The organism is Actinomadura sediminis, from assembly GCF_042675525.1.
In the GTDB taxonomy this organism is placed as follows: domain Bacteria; phylum Actinomycetota; class Actinomycetes; order Streptosporangiales; family Streptosporangiaceae; genus Spirillospora; species Spirillospora sediminis.
Genome location: NZ_JBHTJA010000075.1, coordinates 13047 through 33080, shown reverse-complemented (window position 1 = coordinate 33080; position 20034 = coordinate 13047). Strand labels below are relative to the sequence as shown.

The 20034-nt window shown below is 74.5% G+C and carries 18 protein-coding genes; 11 read left to right on the top strand and 7 right to left on the bottom strand.

The window, feature by feature from the left end:
• Both ACFQ11_RS27590 and ACFQ11_RS27585 read left to right on the top strand, forming a co-directional pair.
• Positions 1-493: alpha-glucosidase C-terminal domain-containing protein (locus ACFQ11_RS27590; protein ID WP_378303776.1), on the top strand; the 493-nt coding region annotated here is incomplete at its 5' end.
• 2 nt (positions 494-495) lie between these two features.
• Positions 496-1920, top strand: coding sequence for a maltokinase N-terminal cap-like domain-containing protein (locus ACFQ11_RS27585; RefSeq protein ID WP_378303774.1), 1425 nt, complete (start codon positions 496-498; stop codon positions 1918-1920).
• 15 nt (positions 1921-1935) lie between these two features.
• Here the strand turns inward: ACFQ11_RS27585 and ACFQ11_RS27580 are convergent, their stop codons facing one another.
• Positions 1936-2724 carry a GntR family transcriptional regulator gene (locus ACFQ11_RS27580; protein ID WP_378303772.1) on the bottom strand — a complete coding sequence of 263 codons (789 nt, stop codon included), beginning with the start codon at positions 2722-2724 and terminating at the stop codon, positions 1936-1938.
• 230 nt (positions 2725-2954) lie between these two features.
• Between ACFQ11_RS27580 and ACFQ11_RS27575 the strand changes: the two genes are divergently transcribed.
• The 3 genes from ACFQ11_RS27575 (at position 2955) to ACFQ11_RS27565 (ending at position 6312) form a co-directional block, all read left to right on the top strand.
• Positions 2955-3173 carry a hypothetical protein gene (locus ACFQ11_RS27575; protein WP_378303770.1) on the top strand — a complete coding sequence of 73 codons (219 nt, stop codon included), beginning with the start codon at positions 2955-2957 and terminating at the stop codon, positions 3171-3173.
• A 465-nt stretch (positions 3174-3638) separates the two neighbouring features.
• Entirely contained in the window at positions 3639-5903 is a 2265-nt protein-coding gene (gene glgB, locus ACFQ11_RS27570) for a 1,4-alpha-glucan branching protein GlgB (protein ID WP_378303768.1), read from the top strand.
• 40 nt (positions 5904-5943) lie between these two features.
• Positions 5944-6312 (top strand): ACT domain-containing protein, encoded by a 369-nt coding sequence (locus ACFQ11_RS27565; protein ID WP_378303766.1) that lies wholly within the window; start codon positions 5944-5946, stop codon positions 6310-6312.
• A gap of 7 nt (positions 6313-6319) precedes the next feature.
• On the opposite strand, the gene ACFQ11_RS27560 is transcribed toward ACFQ11_RS27565, so the two are convergent.
• Positions 6320-7177 carry an NUDIX domain-containing protein gene (locus ACFQ11_RS27560; protein ID WP_378303764.1) on the bottom strand — a complete coding sequence of 286 codons (858 nt, stop codon included), beginning with the start codon at positions 7175-7177 and terminating at the stop codon, positions 6320-6322.
• 92 nt (positions 7178-7269) lie between these two features.
• On the opposite strand from ACFQ11_RS27560, the gene ACFQ11_RS27555 reads away from it, so the two are divergent.
• The 4 genes from ACFQ11_RS27555 (at position 7270) to ACFQ11_RS27540 (ending at position 11582) form a co-directional block, all read left to right on the top strand.
• Positions 7270-8709: a serine/threonine-protein kinase gene (locus ACFQ11_RS27555; protein WP_378303761.1), complete on the top strand. Its 1440-nt coding sequence runs from the start codon at positions 7270-7272 to the stop codon at positions 8707-8709.
• An 83-nt stretch (positions 8710-8792) separates the two neighbouring features.
• A complete protein-coding gene (locus ACFQ11_RS27550) occupies positions 8793-9272 on the top strand; it encodes a PaaI family thioesterase (protein WP_378303759.1) in 480 nt (159 codons plus the stop codon).
• Positions 9273-9391: 119 nt separating this feature from the next.
• Entirely contained in the window at positions 9392-11095 is a 1704-nt protein-coding gene (gene sppA / locus ACFQ11_RS27545) for a signal peptide peptidase SppA (RefSeq protein ID WP_378303757.1), read from the top strand.
• Position 11096: 1 nt separating this feature from the next.
• On the top strand, positions 11097-11582 hold the full coding sequence (locus ACFQ11_RS27540) for a flavin reductase family protein (RefSeq protein WP_378303755.1): 486 nt from the start codon (positions 11097-11099) through the stop codon (positions 11580-11582).
• On the opposite strand, the gene hutI is transcribed toward ACFQ11_RS27540, so the two are convergent.
• Genes hutI through hutH form a run of 5 tightly spaced genes read right to left on the bottom strand, consistent with a single transcriptional unit; the run spans position 11557 to position 18524 of the window.
• Positions 11557-12735 (bottom strand): imidazolonepropionase, encoded by a 1179-nt coding sequence (gene hutI / locus ACFQ11_RS27535; RefSeq protein WP_378303753.1) that lies wholly within the window; start codon positions 12733-12735, stop codon positions 11557-11559. The genes ACFQ11_RS27540 and hutI overlap by 26 nt on opposite strands.
• Positions 12732-14084, bottom strand: coding sequence for a formimidoylglutamate deiminase (locus ACFQ11_RS27530; RefSeq protein WP_378303751.1), 1353 nt, complete (start codon positions 14082-14084; stop codon positions 12732-12734). The genes hutI and ACFQ11_RS27530 overlap by 4 nt, the downstream gene beginning before the upstream one ends.
• Positions 14085-14093: 9 nt before the next feature.
• Positions 14094-15290: an allantoate amidohydrolase gene (locus ACFQ11_RS27525; protein ID WP_378303749.1), complete on the bottom strand. Its 1197-nt coding sequence runs from the start codon at positions 15288-15290 to the stop codon at positions 14094-14096.
• Positions 15291-15300: 10 nt separating this feature from the next.
• Positions 15301-16956, bottom strand: a complete 1656-nt coding sequence (gene hutU, locus ACFQ11_RS27520; protein ID WP_378303747.1) for a urocanate hydratase — start codon at positions 16954-16956, stop codon at positions 15301-15303.
• Positions 16957-16967: 11 nt separating this feature from the next.
• Positions 16968-18524: a histidine ammonia-lyase gene (hutH, locus tag ACFQ11_RS27515; RefSeq protein ID WP_378303744.1), complete on the bottom strand. Its 1557-nt coding sequence runs from the start codon at positions 18522-18524 to the stop codon at positions 16968-16970.
• Between the two features lie 80 nt (positions 18525-18604).
• Between hutH and ACFQ11_RS27510 the strand changes: the two genes are divergently transcribed.
• Together ACFQ11_RS27510 and ACFQ11_RS27505 are read left to right on the top strand one after the other, a co-directional pair.
• Positions 18605-19381: an IclR family transcriptional regulator gene (locus ACFQ11_RS27510; RefSeq protein WP_378303742.1), complete on the top strand. Its 777-nt coding sequence runs from the start codon at positions 18605-18607 to the stop codon at positions 19379-19381.
• Between the two features lie 117 nt (positions 19382-19498).
• Positions 19499-19951, top strand: coding sequence for an Hsp20/alpha crystallin family protein (locus ACFQ11_RS27505; RefSeq protein WP_378303740.1), 453 nt, complete (start codon positions 19499-19501; stop codon positions 19949-19951).
• Positions 19952-20034: the final 83 nt, after the last annotated feature.

Sequence of the window (20034 nt, the reverse complement as noted above, 5' to 3'; positions counted from 1 at the left end):
CCGCAACGCCGGCTTCTCCAAATGCGACCCGGCGCGCCTGTACCTGCCGGTGATCATGGATCCGATCTACGGCTACCAGGCCGTCAACGTCGAGGCGTTCGCGGGCAACCCGGGGTCGCTGCTGCACTGGACGCGCAAGATGATCGAGATCCGGCAGCGGCACCCGGTGTTCGGCGTCGGCTCGTACGTCGAGCTGGCCGCGTCGAACCCGTCCGTCCTGGCGTACACCCGCGAGATCGGCAACGGGGACGCCAACCAGTGGGGCGGCATGGACACCGTCCTGTGCGTGAACAACCTGTCGCGCTTCCCGCAGCCGGTGGAACTGGACCTGCGGCGGTTCCGCGGGTCGACGCCGATCGAGTGCATGGGCGGCGTGCAGTTCCCCGCGATCGGCGAACTGCCCTACCTGCTGACGCTCCCGGGCCATGGCTTCTACTGGTTCCTCCTTCCGCCGCCGCCCGACGAGACCGAACCCGGCGAAGAGGTGATGTGACCGTGGCGCCGCCCGACCGCCCGCTCGTCCGGCTCCTGGCGGAGTGGCTGCCCAGGCAGCGGTGGTTCGGCGGGAAGCACCGCCCGATCGACGGGCTGTCGATCGGCACCGCGACCGTGCTGCGGCCCGGCGACCCGGGCCTGCACCACCTCGTCCTCGACGTCGCCCAGGACGGCGTCACCGACCGGTACCAGCTTCTCCTCGGCATCCGCCGCGACCTGCCGGAACGGCTGCGGCCCGGCGAGATCGGGCGGGTCGCGGCGGGGGACGGCGGCGACGAGCACGTCTACGACGCGGCCCACGACCCCGAGCTGGCCCGCCCGCTGCTCGCCCACATGGCCGCGGGCGACGCGCTCGGGCCCGTCCGGTTCCGGCACGCGCCCGGCGCCGCCATCCGGACGGACCTGGACGCGGCGCCGAGCCCGGCCGAGCAGAGCAACACCTCGCTGATCTTCGGGGACGACTACATCTGCAAGCTGTTCCGCCGCCTCTCGCCGGGGGTGAACCCCGACCTGGAGATCAACCTCGCGCTGTCCCGGCAGGGCTGCGCGCACGTCCCGGCCGTCCACGGGTGGATGGAGCTCGACCCGGCGGCCGTGGGCGGCGGCGACGAACCGGTGACGCTCGCGCTGCTGTCGGAGTACCTGCGGAGCGGGACGGACGGCTGGCAGCTCGCGCTCACCAGCGTCCGCGACTGGTTCGCGCAGCCCGCGGCGGCGCCCGTCCCGACGGCGCGGGACGCGGGCGCCGCCGGGGGCGACTTCGCCGCGGAGGCCGAACGGCTCGGCGCGGCGACCGCGCAGGTGCACCGCGACCTCGCCGCCGCGTTCGGCGTGACCGAGGTCCCGGCGGACGAGCTGCGGTCCCGGGTGGCGGACATGAACGACCAGCTCACGCAGGTCAGCGCGGCCGTCCCGGAGCTGCGCCCGTACACGGCGGCGATCCGCGACGTGTTCGCGCGGTGCGCGGCGAACGCGCGGCCGCTGCCGTTCCAGCGCGTCCACGGCGACTACCACCTGGGGCAGGCGATGCGGACCGGCACCGGGTGGGTGCTGCTGGACTTCGAGGGCGAGCCCGCCCGGACGCCGCGGGAGCGGCGGGCGCTCGGGCACCCGCTGCGGGACGTCGCGGGGATGCTGCGCTCGTTCGAGTACGCGGCGCGGTTCCTGCAGGCCGGGGAGGGCGGCGACGCCCCTCCGGCGGCCGCCGAGGCGATCGAGGAGCGGGCGCGGGCATGGGCGGAGCGGAACCGGGCGGCGTTCTGCCGCGGGTACGCGGCCGCGGGCGGCCCCGACCCGGTGGCGCACGCCGGGCTGCTGCGGGCCCTGGAGCTGGACAAGGCCGTCTACGAGGTCCGCTACGAGGCGCGCAACCGCCCGTCCTGGCTGCCCGTCCCGCTCCGCACCCTGGAGCGGCTGGCGGGCTGAACCCGGCCGGCGCCGTCACAGGTCGATGGCGTAGTCGAGGACGACGCGGTCGGCGGGCAGCACGATGTCGCGGCACACCTCCATGACGACCGGCCCCGACAGCAGCCGGCGGGTGATGGCGAGGACGGGCACGCCGCCGGCGAGCCGCAGCGTCTCGGCCTCGTCGGGGGTCGGCATCCGCGACCGGACCGACTCCTCGACGCGCGTCGGCGGGTGCCCGAGGTAGGCGAGCTGCGCGAGCGTCCCGCCGGGCCACGGCTCCCGGGCGGGGTCGGCGACCGGCGTGCCGCCGACCAGGTCCCACGGCAGGAAGTTCACCGAGATCTGCTGCGGCTCGCCCCGCGCGTAGAAGACGAACCGGCGGCGCAGCAGTTCCGTCCCCGGCGGCAGTTCGAACAGCGCGCCCAGTTCGGGGTCGGCGCGGACCCGGGTGAACTCCTTGTCGAGCCGGTACTCCTCCCAGGAGATCTTCTGGTCGCGGGTGAACGTCGTCTGCGGCGCGTCCGGCGCCCGCTCCGGCGGGCCGGCGGGCGGCCCGGCGGGGGCGACGGCGCGGTACCGGTCCATCGCGACGCGGCGGGCGGGCGGCCGGATCCGGACGACGGTGCCGCCGCCGCGGCGGGTCTCCACGAGGCCCTCGCCGCGCAGCACCCCGATGGCGTGCCGCACGACGATCTCCGAGACGCCGTGCGCCCGCCGCAGCTCCGCCATGGTCGGCAACCGCGATCCCGGCGGGAGGCTGCCGTCCCGGATCCCTTCTCGCAGCGTGTCGGCGATGCGCAGATAGGCGGGACGGTCCGGCACGGGCGTCCACCTCCCCTTCTTCGGCGCGCCCCGCCGCCCGCACGGTCCGCGGCGCGGCGCTCCCTCCGGCGTTCGATCCGGCGTTCGATTCTCGGCCGCCCCTCCAGTCCCTTCCATCCCTGCTCGGCGCTATCCGCGGGGGCACGGTCCGCTTACGGACAGCTTGACACCTCTGAGACCGAGTAAGACTTTTGTATACAGAAAGCCGCCTCGGGGAAAGGACGACCTTGATGGGCGACTTCGACGATCTGAAGACGGCCATCGAGACGGAGTTTCCGGGCTGGCAGGTCTGGCGCAGCGACGCGGGCCGCTGGTACGCGACCCGCAGCGGCGATCTCACCGACGCCCAGTTGCAGGCGGGATATGCGATGACGGTGGCCGCGGACGATTCGGCGGGCCTGCGCGCGCTGCTGCGCGAGCAGACCGCGGAGGGGCGGGGCGACCGGTGACGCGGACGCGGGGACCGTCGCGGCCCGGCCCGTGCGCGGGGCCGGACCGGGCCGGGGCGGGACGGAACGACAGGTACTTGTGTCGCTGGAGTGACACGAAAGTGGAGCCCGGGGCGGAGGGGTCGATGTAGCCCCTGGGGCCATATGGACGTGACCGTACGGGCGGCGCCTTTCCGCGCGACCCCAAACAAAGAGCGGCGCCGCCCGTACGGTCGCAACTTTTTCGCTGAGAATCCCACGAGCCGCCAAGAATTGTTCGGCGGACGCGGCGGGCCGCCCGTCCGCCGGCGCGAGTGGCGCAACCGTCACAAGACGGTGCATCATGCCCGATCGCAACCCCCGTCTCCTGAACGGATCGCAATCTGTTGGAAAGGGTCGGTCCGCTCATGTGAAACAGGCCGATCTCGGGGCACTCATCCCTGTGGAAGCGACAGCAGGGGACGGGGACGAGGAGGCCATGACGCCATGGCGCGGGTGACGCACGCGGAGATCGACCGGCTCGTCGGCGGCGACCACCATGACCCGCACGGCGTCCTCGGCGCCCATCCGGGGCGCTCGGGCGTCACCGTCCGGGCGTTGCGCCCGCTCGCCGAACGGGTCGAGGTCGTCCTGCCGAACGGCGACCGGCACCCGCTCCGGCACGTCCACCAGGGCGTTTTCGCGGGCACCCTGCCGATCGGGTCGTCGCTGTCGGGCGACGACGAGGACGAGGCGCCGCTCGCGGTGCCCGACTACCGGCTCGCCGTCGCCTACGGGGACGGGCTCGAGACCGTGCAGGACGACCCGTACCGGCACCTCCCGACGCTCGGCGAGCTGGACCTGCACCTGATCAGCGAAGGCCGGCACGAGGAGCTGTGGCACGCGCTCGGCGCCCGCGTCCGCACCTACACCTCGGCGTTCGGCCAGGTCACCGGCACCGCGTTCGCGGTGTGGGCGCCGACCGCGCGCGGCGTCCGGGTCGTCGGCGACTTCAACCACTGGGACGGGCGCGCCCACCCCATGCGGTCGCTCGGGTCCACGGGCGTCTGGGAGCTGTTCGTCCCGGGCGTCGGCGACGGCATGCGCTACAAGTTCGAGATCCTCGGGGCCGACGGGCACTGGCGCACGAAGGCCGACCCGATGGCCCGCTACACCGAGCAGCCCCCGGCGACCGCGTCCCGCGTGTTCACCTCGTCCTACGAGTGGGGCGACACCGAATGGATGGACGCCCGCAAGCAGCACGACTGGCTGCACGAGCCGATGAGCGTGTACGAGGTCCACCTCGGGTCGTGGCGTCCCGGCCTCGGCTACCGGGACCTCGCGGAAGAGCTCACCACGTACGTCAGGGACATGGGGTTCACGCACGTCGAACTCCTGCCCGTCACCGAGCACCCGTACGGTCCGTCCTGGGGCTACCAGGTGACGTCCTATTACGCGCCCACGTCCCGGTTCGGGACCCCGGACGACTTCCGCTACCTCGTCGACCGGCTGCACCAGGCGGGCGTCGGCGTCCTCATGGACTGGGTCCCCGCCCATTTCCCCAAGGACGAGTGGGCCCTCGCCCGGTTCGACGGCACCGCCCTGTACGAGCACGACGACCCGACGCGCGGCGAGCACCCCGACTGGGGGACGCTCGTGTTCAACTACGGCCGCGCCGAGGTCCGCAACTTCCTCGTGGCGAACGCGTCGTACTGGCTGGAGGAGTTCCACATCGACGGGCTCCGTGTGGACGCCGTGGCGTCGATGCTGTACCTGGACTACTCCCGCGAAGAGGGCGGCTGGACCCCGAACGTGTACGGCGGGCGGGAGAACCTGGAGGCGATCTCCTTCCTGCAGGAGATGAACGCCACGGTCTACAAGCGCAACCCCGGGGTCATCACGGTCGCCGAGGAGTCGACGGCGTGGCCCGGCGTGTCCCGCCCCACCCACCTGGGCGGGCTCGGCTTCGGGTTCAAGTGGAACATGGGCTGGATGCACGACACGCTGGAGTATCTGCGTCACGAACCGGTGTTCCGGAACTACCACCACAACGAGATCACGTTCTCGCTCATGTACGCGTTCTCGGAGAACTACGTCCTGCCGCTGTCGCACGACGAGGTCGTCCACGGGAAGGGCTCGCTGCTGAGCAAGATGCCCGGCGACACGTGGCAGAAGTTCGCCGGGCTGCGCGCGCTCCTGGCCTACATGTGGTCGCACCCCGGCAAGCAGCTCCTGTTCATGGGGCAGGAGTTCGGGCAGGGCGCCGAATGGGCCGAGGAACGCCCGCTGGACTGGTGGCTGCTGGAGAACGCCGCCGAAGGCGCGAACCACCTCGGCCTGCAGAAACTCGTCCGCGACCTGAACCTCGCCTACCGCGAGGAACCCGCGCTGTGGACGCGCGACAGCGACCACGAGGGCTTCCGCTGGATCGACGGGAACGACGCGGGCGGCAACACGCTGTCCTACCTGCGGTACGGGACGCCGCCCGAGAACGACCCGGAGGGCGCGGCGGGCGCGGCGGGCGCGGCCGAACCGCCGGTCGTCGCCTGCGTGATCAACTTCTCCGGGAACCCGCACGAGGACTACCGGCTCGGACTCCCCCGCACGGGCGGGTGGCGGGAGATCCTCAACACCGACGTGTACGAGTACGGCGGCAGCGGCGTCGGCAACCTCGGCCGCATCGAGGCCGTCGCCGAACCCTGCCACGGGCTGCCCGCGTCGGCCGTGCTGCGGGTCCCGCCGCTCGGCGCCGTCTGGTTCGCGCCCGAATAGTCCCGCTCCGCCCGTCGGCGCCGCTCATTAGAGTTGCCCCATGACCGCCGACGGCCAGCGCCTCCACCTCGTCCCGTCCCAGTTCACCGTGGGGCACCAGCCGCACGCGACGTTCCCCGAGGACGACGAGTGGATCGCGCTCGTCCGCGCGCCGGAGGGCCTCACCGTCGTGCGGGAGGCGTCGCCCTTCGGTGACGCGCAGCGCTGGGTCGGCTTCTACGGGGACGCGGGGCACGGCCTCGACGCGCCCGGCATGCTCGCCGCGATCGTCGGCCCGCTCGCCGAGGCCGGGATCCCGGTGTTCGTCGCCTCCACCTACCACGCCGACCTCGTCCTCGTGCCCGAGCACGCGCAGCGGGGCGCCGCCGACGCGCTGCGCGCCGCCGGTCACCGCGTCGAGGGCGCCTGACCACCGGTCAGAGCCGGTCGAGGAGCCAGCGGGGGCCGGTGACGCCGGCGCCCGCCGCCGCGCAGCGGGCCCGCAGCTCCCGGTCGGCCGTCACCACCAGGTGCACCGTGCCGGGCGCGGGATCGGCGACGAGATCCACGATGTGGTCGTCGCCGCTGCCGGGCGCCGCCGTGACCCGCACGCCGTCCACCGGCTCGTCCGCGACGCCCCGCGCCTGCCCCTCGACGACCAGGACGATCTCCGGGTAGCAGCGGTCGAACGGCACCAGGCCGTCCGGCACGCCCGTCACTCCCCCGGTCAGCGCCTTAAGGTCGTCGCGGAGGCGGGCGTTCGCCCCGGCCCGGTCCTTCCACCACCCGTCGGCTCGGGAGCCCACGACGTTCGCGGCGTCCACCACGAGGACGAGCCGGACCATGGCGTCCCGCAGGCGCGGCCACGAACGGGCGAACGGCTCGAACAGCTTGAGCCCCGCGACGTCCTCGACCCGTACCCAGCGGGCGTCGCGCGTCTCCCGGGAGGCCGCCTTCACCGGCGCCGTCCCGGGCAGCTCGCCGATCACCGACGTGAACGACCAGCCGCCGTGGTCCTCGACGCCGGTGCCGTGCACGGTCACCGTCCGGGTGTCGAGCGTGCACTCCTCGGACGTCTCGCGCAGCGCGCCCGTCACGGCGTCCTCATGGCTGTGCAGGGCCCCGCCGAACATGCCCCACGTGCCGCCGCCCAGCCCCCACCAGGCGCGCTGCTGCAGCAGCGTCCACACCTGCCCGCCGTGGTCCCGGTGGTAGGCCAGCAGCCCCGCCGCGCCGAACCGTCCCCAGTGGCGGTGCCCCTGCGCGCAGTCGGCCCATCCGTCGCCGTCACCCATGCAGCCGACCATATCCGCTGCTTACGCGCTCGCGATGGCAAGTAACGTGGGGAGGTCCGCTCGGCGCCCGCCGATCCCGCGCGAGGAGAGAGATGCCGCCTGCCCCGCTCCAACCCGACGACCCCCGCACCGTCGGGCGTTTCCGCCTGACCGGGCGGCTCGGCGAGGGCGGCCAGGGCGTGGTCTTCCTCGGCGAGGGCCCCGGGGGCGAACGCGTCGCCGTCAAGATGCTCAAGACCACCGACGAGTCGGCCCGCGCGCGTTTCGCCCGGGAGATGGCGGCGGCGCAGCGGGTCGCGCCGTTCTGCACGGCGGCGGTCCTGGACGCCTCGGCGGACGCGGCCGTCCCGTACGTGGTGAGCGAGTACATCGACGGGCCGTCACTCCAGGACCGCGTGCTGGAGCAGGGCCCGCTGCGGGAGGGGGAGCTGCAGCGGCTCGCCGTGAACACCGCCAGCGCCCTCGCCGCGATCCACGGCGCCGGGATCGTGCACCGCGACCTCAAGCCCGCGAACGTCCTGCTCGGCCCGGACGGCCCGCGCGTCGTCGACTTCGGGATCGCCCGCGCCATCGACGCCGAGACCCACACGCAGCTCGTCGGGACGCCCGCGTACTTCGCCCCCGAATGGCTGGAGGGGCACCCCCCGACGGACAAGTCGGACGTCTTCGCGTGGGCGGGCACGATCGTGTACGCGGCCACGGGGCGCCCGCCGTTCGGCCCCGCCGACAGCATCCCGGCCGTCATGCACCGGATCGCGAACGGCGACCCGGACCTCGACGGGGTGCCGTCCTGGCTGGCGCCGCTGCTCACCGAGTGCCTCGCGAAGGACCCGGCCCGCCGCCCCACCGCCCGCGACCTGATGGTGCGGCTCGTCGACCCGTCCGCCGAGCACGGCCCCGTGCCCGCACCGCCGCCCGTCCCGGTGCCCGGGCCGCCCCCGCCGCCCGGTCCGGCCGGAGGCGTCACGGCGGCGCCGGCCGCGGCGCCGCGCCGGAAGGGGCGCGCCGCCGTCCCGGCCGCCGTCGTCGCCGTGATCGCGCTCCTGGCGGGCGGCTGGTTCGCCTTCGACGCGCTGACCGGCGGCACCGGCGACGCCCCGCCCGCCGCGTCGTCTTCCTCCGGTGTCCCCGAGACGCCCACGAGCGGCCCGACGAACAGCCCGTCCAGCCCGTCGCCGAGCCCGTCCCGGACGTCCGACGGGCCGCTGCCGGACGGGTTCGCGGGCACCTGGACGGGCACGATCACCCAGACGGGCGGCATCACCATCGGGGACGCGAGCACCCCGGTGACGATCGACCTCGACGACACTGGGGAGGGCACCGCCGACTACACCGGGTGGGGCTGCCGGATGTCGCTGTCGCTCATCGACGCGGGACCCGGGCGCGCCGAGTTCCGGGAACGGGTCGAGGACGGCACCGGCATCACCGGCTTCTGCATGGGCGGCACGGTCACCCTCGAGCGCATGTCCGGGGGCCTGCGGTACCGCTCGGCGGGAACCGGCGACGTCCGGGGCATGCTCCGGTCCGCCTGACCCCGTGATGAACGGCACAGTGCCGTCCGCCCCGCACCCGAATACCATTCGGGACGGACGTGCCGGTTGATCAGGGAGCAGCGTTGAGCGTCGAGGCGGGACCGCAGGACCATGCCGACATGTGGAACACCCTGTCGGGAGCCGAGCTGATCCAGGCGCTCGCCGACGGCCGCTTCCCCGAGCTCTCCGACATCAACGCCCACATCGGCCAGGTGATCACGAGCGCCGAGCCGGGCCGGGTCGACATCTCCTGGACGCCCGCCGAGCACCTGTGCAACCCCGGCGGCACCGTCCACGGCGGCTACATCGCCATGATCATGGACAACGCGGTCTGCCTCGCGGGCTCCAGCACGTGCGAGCACTTCATGCCGATGCTGACCCTGAACCTCAACGTCGACTACCTCCGCGCCGTCCATGCCGGCCGCACCTACACGGTCACCGGGACCTGCGTCCACCCCGGCGGCACCCGCATGGTCGCGAACGCCCTGATCTCCGACGCGTCCGGCCGCCCCGTGGCCCAGGCGACCGCCGGCGTCCTCCCCAACAAGGCGTTCGCCCGCTGATCCGGTTCCCGGCGCCCCGGCGCCGGAGGCCGTGCGGAGCGGGCTCGTCCTCCGGGAGGATCCCGGGCGGTACCCGGGGCGCATCCGGGGGCGCGGGGCCGAGCACATAGTCTGAACCCATGGTGGATCCCGGCACAGTCGTCAACGTCATCAAGCAGGCACGCGAGCGGCGGACGGCGCCGCTGATCCTCGAACTGGACCTCACCGACGGGATCGTGGAGACCGCGCCCGCCGATCCCCTCTCGGCGATCATGTCGATGCGCCGCACCCACTTGCGGGACGTCCTGGACGGCCTGCGCCGCGCCCGGTCGGACGCGCGCGTCCGGGCCCTGGTCGTGAAGATCACCGGCGGGATCGGGATGGCGCTCGCGCAGGAGCTGCGGGAGTCGGTGCAGGCGCTGCGGGACGCGGGCAGGCACACGGTCGCGTGGGCGGAGACGTTCGGGGAGGGCGGGCGCGGCAACGTCCCGTACTACCTGGCCAGCGCGTTCGACGAGGTGTACCTGCAGCCGACGGGCGACGTGGGGCTGACCGGCGTGGCGCTGGAGGAGCCGTTCCTCGCGGGGGCGCTGGAGAAGGCCGGGGTCCGGCCGCTGTTCGCGGCGCGGCACGAGTACAAGACCATGGCGAACACGTTCATGGAGAAGGCGTACACGCCCGAGCACGAGGAGTCGTCGCGGCGGCTGGTGGCGTCGTTCGGGGAGCAGCTCGCGGCCGGGATCGCGGCGTCGCGGGGGCTGCCGGTGGAGAAGGTGCGGGAGCTGGTCGACCGCGGGCCGCTGCTCGCCGACGAGGCGCTGGAGGAGGGCCTCGTCGACCACCTCGGGTACCGGGACGAGGTGTACGCGGGGCTGCGCAAGCGGTTCGGCGACGAGGCCCAGCTCAGGTACGTCGCGCGCTACAACCGGACGCAGGGGTTCGCGAAGAGGCTGCCGCAGCCGGGCAGGCAGGACGTCGTGGCGCTGATCAACGGCCAGGGCCCGATCCGGCTGGGCCGCAGCGGGCGCGGGGGGCCGCTGCCGAACTCGGGCCCGGCGATGGGCTCCGACACGGTGGGGGCCGCGTTCCGCGCGGCGGTGAAGGACGAGCGGGTCAAGGCGATCGTGTTCCGGGTGAACAGCCCCGGCGGTTCGGCGGTGGCGTCGGACGCCATATGGCGGGAGGTCACGCTGGCCCGCAAGGCCGGCAAGCCGGTGATCGTCTCGATGGGCGACGTGGCGGCGTCCGGCGGCTACTACGTGTCGATGGGCGCCGACGTGATCCTGGCGCAGCCCGGGACGATCACCGGGTCGATCGGCGTCGTGGTCGGGAAGGCCGTGGTCAGCGACCTGCTCGACCGGGTCGGCATCGGGATGGGGACGGTCGCGGACGGCGCGCACGCCCGGATGTTCAGCTCCACGAAGGAGTTCAGCGAGTCGGAGTGGGAGCGGATCAACGCGTCCCTCGACCGGATCTACGACGACTTCACCGCGAAGGTCGCGCAGGGCCGCGGGCTGTCCCGCGACCGGGTGCACGAGCTGGCGCGGGGCCGGGTGTGGACGGGCGCGGACGCCCGCGAGGGCGGCCTCGTGGACGAGCTGGGCGGCCTGGAGGCGGCCCTGGAGCTGGCGCGGAAGAAGGGCGGGCTGCCCGCGGACGCGCCGGTCCGGTCCTACCCGCACGCGTCGCCGCTGGAGCGGCTCAAGCCGCCGGAGTCGAGCGAGGACCGCACCGCCGCGTCCGCCCGGTTCGACGGCTGGGGGTCGCTGGGCGGGCTCGCGGCGCGGCTCGGGCTGCCGTCCGCCGGCCCGCTCGTCCTTCCGGGCTCGTGGGAGATCCGCTGACGTGGCGGCCGGCACGGACTTCGTCGACGCCGTCGCCGGATTCGCCACCGGCGTGGTGGTGCTGACGGTCCGCGACGGCCGCGACGACCACGGGACGACGGTGACGTCGTTCATGTCGGTGTCGCTGGAGCCGCCGATGGTGCTGGCGGGGGTGTCCTCGTCGTCGTACCTGGCGGAGGTGCTGGGGCGCCGCGACCGGTGGGCCGCGACCGTCCTGTCGTCCGGGCAGCGGGCCCTCGCCGGGCGGTTCGCGGCGGCGGGCCGTCCGGGCGCGCGCATCCTGCTGGCGAGCGAGCCGCACCACCGGGGGCCGGTGTCGGGCGCGCTGATCCCGGAGAACGGGCTCGCGGCGCTGGAGTGCGAGAACCGGCGGACGATCGAGGCGGGCGACCACACGCTGTTCGTCGCGGAGGTGCTGGGCGCCGACTACATCGCGCGGGACCGCAGGCCGCTGATCCGGGTCAACCGCCGCTACCTGGGGCAGTGACCCGCGCGCCCTTCTTCCAGACCGCCTTGGTGAGGGGGACGCCGGGGCGGTAGGCGAGGTGGATGTGCGAGGGGGCGTCCAGTACGTGGACGTCCGCGCGCGCGCCGGGCGCGAGGCGTCCGACGTCTGTGCGGCGGAGCGCCCGCGCGCCCCCCGCGGTGGCGGACCACACGGCCTCGGCGGGCGTCATCCGCATGTCGCGGACGGCGACGGCGACGCAGAACGCCATGCTCGAGCTGTAGCAGGACCCGGGGTTGCAGTCGGACGCGAGCGCCACCGCGGCGCCCGCGTCCAGGAGGCGGCGCGCGTCCGGGTAGGGCTGCCGGGTGGAGAACTCGACGCCCGGCAGGAGCGTCGCGACGGTCTGGGACGAGGCGAGCGCGTCGACGTCGGCGTCGGACAGGAACGTGCAGTGGTCGGCGGACGCGGCGTCGAGGTCGACCGCGAGCCGGACGGCCGGTCCCTCGGTGAGCTGGTTCGCGTGCAGGCGCGGCGTCAGGCCCGCCTTGATCCCGGCCTCGAGGATCTCCCGGGCCTGGTCGGCGTCGAACGCGCCGCGCTCGCAGAACACGTCGACCCAGCGGGCGTGGGGGGCGCACGCGGCGAGCATCTCGCCCGCCGCGAGCCGGGTGTAGGAGGCGGCGTCGGCGCCCTCCGGGACGACGTGCGCGCCCAGGTACGTGACCTCGTCGGCGTACTCGGCGGCGATCCGCACCGCCCGTTCCTCCTGCTCGACCGTGAGCCCGTACCCCGACTTGCACTCGACGGTCGTCGTGCCCTGCCGGGCCATCTCGGCCACGAGCCGCCGGACGGTCGCGCGCAGCTCACCGTCGGACGCGGCCCGCGTCCGGGCGACCGTGGTGCGGATGCCGCCCGCCGCGTACGGCTCGCCGCTCATCCGGGCGGCGAACTCCTCGGCGCGCTCCCCCGCGAACACCAGGTGGGCGTGCGAGTCGACGAAGCCGGGCAGGACCGCGCGCCCTCCGGCGTCGAACCGCTCGTCGGCGTCGGGGGCCCCGGCCGCGGGCCCCGTCCACGCGACCGTGTCGCCGTCGAGGACGAGCGCGGCGTCCCGGACGATCCCGAGCGGGCCCTCGCCGGTCGCGGGGTCGTTCGTGACGAGTTCGCCGATGCCGGTGATCAGGGTGCTCAAGCGGTCTCCTCCGTGACGGTCTCGATGGCGGCGGCCAGTGCGCCGGGCACGTCGTCGATCAGCAGGTGGCGGCCGTCGCGGACGACCGGGCGTCCCGAGACGACGACGTGCCGGACGTCCGCGGCGGTCGCGGCGAACACGGCCGCCTCGGCGGCGTGCGCGGCCCCGGCCCCGGCCGTCCGCACCGAGCCGAGGTCGACCGTGACGAGGTCGGCGTACGCGCCGGGCTCGAGGCGGCCCGCCTCCGGCCAGCCGAGCCCGTAGTGCCCGTGCCGGGTCGCGGCGGTGAGCAGTTCCCCGGCGGTCCAGTGGCCGCGCCGCCGGGTGCGCAGCCGCTCGTCGAGCTCGACGGCGCGGGCCTCCTCGAACAGGTCGACCACGGCGTGCTGGTCGGAGCCGAGGCATACCGGGGAGCCCGCGTCGGCCAGGTCGCGGGCGGGCCCGATGCCGTCGGCGAGGTCGCGTTCGGTCGTCGGGCACATGCACACGCCGGTCATGGTGGTGCCGAGCAGGGCGATGTCGTCGGCGGTCAGGTGGGTCGCGTGCACGGCCGTCGCGAACGCGCCGAGCGCCCCGGCCTCGGCGAGCAGCCGCGCCGGCGTCGTCCCGTACGCCTCCCGGCACGCGTCGTTCTCCTCCGGCTGCTCCGACAGGTGGACGTGCAGCGGCGCGCGGCGCTCCTTCGCCCAGGACGCGACGGCGCCGAGCTGCTCGCGGGGCACGGCCCGGACGGAGTGGATCGCGGCGCCGACCCGGGCGTGCCCGGTCCCCCGCTTGTGCACCGCGTCGTGGAGGGCGCCGGCGCGGCGGGCCCAGTTCCCGGCGGTGCCGTCGCCGAACCGGAGCTGGGGGCCCGTGAGGGGCCGGCCGATGCCGCCGGTGAGGTAGCAGGCGTCCAGGAGGGTGATGCGGATCCCGGCGTCGGCGGCGGCGGCGATCAGCGCCTCGCCCATCGCGTTCGGCTCGTCGTAGGGGTCGCCGCCGGGGCGGTGGTGCAGGTAGTGGAACTCGCCGACGCAGCTGATCCCGGCGAGGGCCATCTCGGCGAAGGCCGCGGCGGCGAGGGCCCGGTAGGAGCCGGGGTCGAGCCGGTCGGCGACCTCGTACATCTGCTCCCGCCACGTCCAGAACGTCCCGCGCTGTTTCTGGACGCGGGAGCGGAGGGCGCGGTGGAAGGCGTGGGAGTGGGCGTCGGCGAGGCCGGGGAGGGTCAGGCCGGGGAGGCGGACGGCGCCCGGCGGGGCCGGGACGCCGCGTTCGACGCGGGAGATCCGTTCGCCGTCGGCCTCGACGAGCACGTCGGCCGCCACACCGTCACCGAGCCAGGCGAACTGCGCATGCCACTGCATAACAGACCCCTACCCGGCCGTCAGGTCGTCCAGCACCGCCGCGAGGGCCGCGACGCCCGCGAGGCAGTCGGCGGTGTCGGCGTGCTCGGCCGGCGCGTGCGACACACCGGTCGGGTTCCGGACGAACAGCATCGCGGTCGGCACCCGCGCGGACAGGATCCCGGCGTCGTGCCCGGCGCCGGTGGGGAGCACCGGCACGCCCCCGAGCGTTCTCGCGAGCCGGTCGCGCAGGTCGAGGTCGAAGCCGACGATCCCGGTGTAGGACTCCTCGGCGAGCTCCACCGCGACGCCGTGCGGACGGGCGGCGGCGCGGGCCGCCGCGTCCACGTCGGCGACCGTCCGGCGGACGGCCGCGTCGTCGGGCCCGCGCGCGTCCAGCCATCCGGTGACCGCCGACGCGATCGCGTTCACCCCGTTCGGCGTCACCCGGACCTTGCCGACGGTCGCGACCGTCCCGTTCCGTTCGGCGGCCTCGCGCGCCGCCAGCACCATGCCCGCGAACGGGAGCATCGGGTCGCGCCGGTCGGCGAGCCCGGTCGTCCCGGCGTGGTTGCCCTCGCCCGCGAAGTCGAACCGCCAGCGTCCGTGCGGGACGATCGCGCTCGCGACCCCGACGGGCCCGGCGAGGGCGCGGCCCTGCTCGACGTGGAGCTCGACGAAGCAGCCGACGCGGTCCAGCAGGCCGTCGTCGGGGCCGATCGCCTCGGGGTCGAGGCCCGCGTGGTGCAGGACGTCGGCGAACGTGCGTCCGTCCGCGTCGGTCAGAGCGCGCGCCCTCGCGGGGTCGATCGTCCCGGTGAGCAGCCGGGAGCCGAGGCAGGCGACGCCGAACCGGGCGCCCTCCTCCTCGGCGAACGCCGCGACGCCGACCGGACGGCGCGGCCGGACGCCGCGGTCCCGCAGCAGGTCGATCGCCGCGAACGCCGACACGACGCCCAGCGGGCCGTCGAACGCGCCGCCGCCCGGGACGGAGTCGAGGTGGCTTCCGGTCAGGACGGCGGGTCCCCGCGCGCCCTCGGGCCGCCACCACGCGATCATGTTGCCGTTGGCGTCGTGCTCCACGTCGAGGCCCCGGCGCCGCGCCTCGTCGGCGAACCAGGCGCGGCACTCCAGCTCGGGGGGCGTCCACGCGAACCGCCGGTAGCCGCCCGTCGCGGCGTCGCGGCCGAGCGGCAGCAGGTCCGCCCACATCTCCTCGAAGCCCATGCGCCCTGCTCTACCGGCTCTGCATGGGGATCCGGACGCCGCGCTCCGCGGCGACCTCGGCGGCCCGGTCGTACCCGGCGTCCACGTGCCGCATCACGCCCGTGCCCGGGTCGTTCGTCAGGACGCGCCGCAGCTTCTCGGCGGCGAGCGGCGTCCCGTCCGCCACGCACACCTGCCCCGCGTGGATCGACCGGCCGATGCCGACGCCGCCGCCGTGGTGGATCGACACCCAGGTGGCGCCGGACGCGGTGTTGAGCATCGCGTTCAGCAGCGGCCAGTCGGCGATGGCGTCCGATCCGTCCGCCATGCCCTCGGTCTCCCGGTACGGGCTCGCGACGGAGCCGCAGTCCAGGTGGTCGCGGCCGAGGACGATCGGCGCGCTGATCTCGCCGCGCGCCACGAGGTCGTTGAAGACCTCCCCGGCCTTGTCGCGTTCGCCGTAGCCGAGCCAGCAGATGCGCGACGGGAGGCCCTGGAAGTGGACCTTCTCCCCCGCCATCCGGATCCAGCGGGCCAGCGACTCGTTCTCCGGGAACAGCTCCAGGATCGCGCGGTCGGTGCGGGCGATGTCCTTCGGGTCGCCCGACAGCGCCGCCCACCGGAACGGCCCCTTGCCCTCACAGAACAGGGGGCGGATGTAAGCGGGAACGAACCCGGGGAAGGCGAACGCGCGGTCGTACCCCGCCAGCTCTGCCTCGCCCCGGATGGAGTTGCCGTAGTCGAACACTTCGGCGCCCGCGTCCTGGAACCCGACCATCGCTTCCACGTGCTTCGCCATGGAGGCGCGCGCGCGGGAGATGAACCCGTCGCGGTCCTTCTCGCGCGCGTCCGCCATGTCAGCGAACTCGACGCCGGACGGCAGGTACATCAGCGGGTCGTGCGCGCTCGTCTGGTCGGTGACGATATCGATCGGCGCGCCCCGCCGCAGCAGCTCGGGCACCACGTCCGCCGCGTTCCCGAGGACGGCGATCGACAGCGGGCGCCGCGCCGCCCGGGCGTCCTCGGCCAGCCGCAGCGCGTCGTCGAGCGACTCGGCCCGCACGTCGCAGTACCGGTGCTCCACCCGGCGCTCGATCCGCGACGGGTCGCACTCGATACAGATCGCGACGCCGCCGTTCATCGTCACCGCGAGGGGCTGCGCGCCGCCCATGCCGCCGAGCCCCGCGGTGAGCGTGACCGTCCCGGCCAGCGTGCCGCCGAACCGCTTCGCCGCCACGGCCGCGAACGTCTCGTACGTCCCCTGCAGGATCCCCTGCGTCCCGATGTAGATCCACGACCCGGCGGTCATCTGCCCGAACATCGTCAGCCCGAGCGACTCGAGCCGCCGGAACTCCTCCCACGTCGCCCACTGCGGCACGAGGTTCGAGTTCGCGATGAGCACCCGGGGCGCCCACTCGTGCGTGCGGAAGATCCCGACCGGCTTGCCCGACTGGACGAGCAGCGTCTCGTCGCCGTCGAGGTCGGCGAGCGAGCGGACGATGCCGTCGAAGGCGTCCCAGCTCCGCGCCGCCTTCCCCGAGCCCCCGTAGACGACGAGTTCGTCCGGGTGCTCGGCGACCTCCGGGTCGAGGTTGTTCTGGATCATGCGCAGGGCGGCCTCCTGGGGCCAGCCCTTCGCCGTCAGCTGGGTGCCGTGGGGGGCACGTACCGTCCGAGGTCCGGACATGGGGAACTCCTTCAGGAAAGGGGGCCGACTACGGATTCGGCGGCCGTCACGAGCGAGCCGTCCCGGACGAGCTCGGTCGCGGCGGCGATCTCGGGGGCGAGGTAGCGGTCGGGGCCGGGCGGGGGGACCACGTCGCGCAGCCGCGCGACGACGGCGGCGGTCGCCGGGCCGGGCCGCAGCGGCGCCCGCAGGTCGAGCGCCCGCGCGGCGGTGAGGATCTCGATCGCGACGACCTGGGCGAGGCCGTCGACCGCGCGCCGCAGCTTGCGCGCCGCGTTCCAGCCCATGGACACGTGGTCCTCCTGCATCGCCGAGCTCGGGATCGAGTCGGCGCTCGCCGGCGCCGCGAGCCGCTTCAGCTCCGACACGATCGCGGCCTGCGTGTACTGGGCGATCATGTGCCCGGAGTCGACGCCCGGATCGTCCGCCAGGAACGCCGGCAGGCCCGCCGACCGTCCCTTGTCGAGCATGCGGTCCGTGCGCCGCTCCGACATCGACGCGACGTCCGCGACCGGGATCGCCAGGAAGTCGAGCACGTACGCGATCGGCGCGCCGTGGAAGTTGCCGTTCGACTCGACGCGCCCGTCCGGCAGGACGACCGGGTTGTCGACGGCCGAGGCCAGCTCGCGCCCCGCGACCAGTTCGGCGTGCGCGAGCGTGTCCCGCGCCGCGCCGTTCACCTGCGGGGAGCAGCGCAGCGAGTACGCGTCCTGGACCCGGGTGCAGTCCGGGCCGCGGTGCGACTCCATGATCTCCGACGCCGCCAGCAGCCGCCGCAGGTTGGCCGCCGACGTCCCCTGCCCGGGATGCGGCCGGAGTTCCTGCAGGTCGGCGGCGAAGACCCGGTCGGTGCCGAGCAGCGCCTCGACGCTCATGGCGGCGGCCAGGTCGGCGGCCGTGAGGAGCCGGTGCAGATCGTGCATCGCCAGCACCAGCATCCCGAGCATCCCGTCGGTGCCGTTCAGCAGCGCGAGCCCCTCCTTGGCCGCGAGCCTCACCGGCGCGATGCCCGCCTCCGCGAGCACGTCCGCCGTGTCCCGCAGCTCGCCGCGGGCGTCCCGCGCGCGGCCCTCCCCGATCAGGGCCAGCGCGACGTGCGCGAGCGGCGCCAGGTCGCCCGAGCAGCCGAGGCTGCCGTGCTCGAACACCTGCGGGGTGATCCCCGCGTTGAGCAGCCCGGCGAGCGTCCGGGCGGTCGTCGGCTGCACGCCCGTCCGCCCGGTCGCCAGCGTCCGCAGCCGCAGCAGCATCAGCGCCCGGACGACCTCGCGCTCGACCTCGGGCCCCGAACCGGCCGCGTGCGACCGGACGATGTTCAGCTGCAACTGATCGCGCATCTCCGGGGCGATGTGCCGCGTCGCGAGCGCCCCGAACCCCGTCGACACCCCGTAGACCGGGGTGGGCCGCGCGGACAGCTCCTCGATGTGCGCCCGCGCCTCCCCGATCAGCTTCAACGCCTCGTCCGTCAGCGCGACCCGCGCCCCGTCGCGGGCCACCGCCACCACGTCGCCGAACGCGAGCGGTTCCGGCCCGACCCGGACGACCCTTTCCCCCACACCAGATGCCATACCCACCATTGCAGCGTCCAGCGGAGGCGGGCACGACCCCGCGGGGCCGCATTCTGTCTCAGATACGAGACAATCGGAGCATGAGCCAGGTCCCCGCCGCCCGCCGCGCCCTCGCCGTCCTGCGCCACCTGGCCGCCGCGCCCGGCCCCCTCCCCGCGTCGTCCATCGCCCGCGCCCTCGGCCTCCCCCGCTCGTCCACCTACCACCTGCTCACCGCGATGGCCGGGGACGGCTTCGTCGCCTACGTCCCCGAGGAGCGCCGCTGGGGACTCGGCGTCGCCGCGTTCGAGATCGGCTCCGCCTACCTGCGCCACGAACCCCTCGAACGCCTCGCCCGCCCCCTCCTGCGCCGCCTCGTCGACCGGACCGGGGAGATCGCGCAGCTCGGCGTCCTGCACGGCGCCGAGACCCTCTACCTGCTCAAGGAGCAGCCGCCCCACCACGCGACGCTCGTCACGGACGTGGGCGTCCGCATGCCCGCCCACCTCACGGCCAGCGGCCGGTCCCTGCTCGCCCACCTGCCCCCGGCGCAGGTCCGCGCCCTCTTCCCGGGCGGTCCCCTCGTCGACCGCACCGGCCGGGGCCCCACCACCCTCCGCGCGCTCCGCCGCGTCCTCGCCGAGGACGCCCGCCGCGGCTGGGCCTCCGAGGACGGCCACGTCACCGAGGGGTTCGCGAGCATCGCCGCCTGCGCCTTCGACCACACCGCGCACCCGACCGCCGCCGTCGCGGTCACCTTCCGCCGCGACGCCCACCCGCCGGAGACCTGGCCGTCCCTCGCCGAGGCGATCCGCGCGACCGCCGCGGCCCTCACCGCCCGCCTGGCCGGCCGCCCGCCCGGCCGGGAAGGAACATGACGGTCGCGAAATGGATGTTTGACAACCAGGCCAGCAAGGTACCTATAGTTGTAGTTGCAGGTTTGCTCTTCTCGCGAGCACAGGCATCCCGGGCGGCCGGCCCGGGGATCTTCGGAGGTGAAGCACACGATGCTGCTGACGTCGATCGACCCGTTCGTGCAGGAGTTCGAGCGGCAGTTCGACCGGGCGATCCGGCAGGCCGCCGGGCAGGGCAACGGCGCGAGCATGCCGATGGACGGCGTCCGCCGCGCCGACGACGTCGTCCTGCGGTTCGACCTGCCCGGCATCGACCCCGGCTCCATCGAGGTGACCGTCGACCGCGGCGTCCTGTCGGTGAGCGCGCGCCGCGAGGAGGAGATCGCCGAGGACGAGCGCGTGTTCGTCCGCGAACGTCCGATGGGCTCCTTCACCCGGCGCGTCTACCTGTCGGAGCACCTGGACGCCGACGCCATCGAGGCCGCGTACGACAACGGCGTCCTGGCCGTCCGCATCCCGGTCCTGGAGCGGGCCAAGCCCCGCAAGGTCGCCGTCCAGCAGGCGGGCGGCACCCACAAGGCCATCCGGAACTGACCCGCACCGCCGGCCTTCCGCCGCGGGCGGGCCCGCCCGCGGCGGAACCGCCGAACCCCCGCAGCAGAGAGGACCACGAGCCG

Excerpts from the sequence above, each read along its gene's own strand:
- ACFQ11_RS27575 (WP_378303770.1), top strand. The coding sequence starts at position 2,955 with ATGGGCGACTTCGACGATCTGAAGACGGCCATCGAGACGGAGTTTCCG.
- glgB (WP_378303768.1), top strand. The coding sequence starts at position 3,639 with ATGGCGCGGGTGACGCACGCGGAGATCGACCGGCTCGTCGGCGGCGAC.
- ACFQ11_RS27565 (WP_378303766.1), top strand. The coding sequence starts at position 5,944 with ATGACCGCCGACGGCCAGCGCCTCCACCTCGTCCCGTCCCAGTTCACC.
- ACFQ11_RS27560 (WP_378303764.1), bottom strand. The coding sequence starts at position 7,177 with ATGGGTGACGGCGACGGATGGGCCGACTGCGCGCAGGGGCACCGCCAC.
- ACFQ11_RS27555 (WP_378303761.1), top strand. The coding sequence starts at position 7,270 with ATGCCGCCTGCCCCGCTCCAACCCGACGACCCCCGCACCGTCGGGCGT.
- sppA (WP_378303757.1), top strand. The coding sequence starts at position 9,392 with ATGGTGGATCCCGGCACAGTCGTCAACGTCATCAAGCAGGCACGCGAG.
- ACFQ11_RS27530 (WP_378303751.1), bottom strand. The coding sequence starts at position 14,084 with ATGCAGTGGCATGCGCAGTTCGCCTGGCTCGGTGACGGTGTGGCGGCC.
- ACFQ11_RS27525 (WP_378303749.1), bottom strand. The coding sequence starts at position 15,290 with ATGGGCTTCGAGGAGATGTGGGCGGACCTGCTGCCGCTCGGCCGCGAC.
- hutU (WP_378303747.1), bottom strand. The coding sequence starts at position 16,956 with ATGTCCGGACCTCGGACGGTACGTGCCCCCCACGGCACCCAGCTGACG.
- hutH (WP_378303744.1), bottom strand. The coding sequence starts at position 18,524 with ATGGCATCTGGTGTGGGGGAAAGGGTCGTCCGGGTCGGGCCGGAACCG.
- ACFQ11_RS27510 (WP_378303742.1), top strand. The coding sequence starts at position 18,605 with ATGAGCCAGGTCCCCGCCGCCCGCCGCGCCCTCGCCGTCCTGCGCCAC.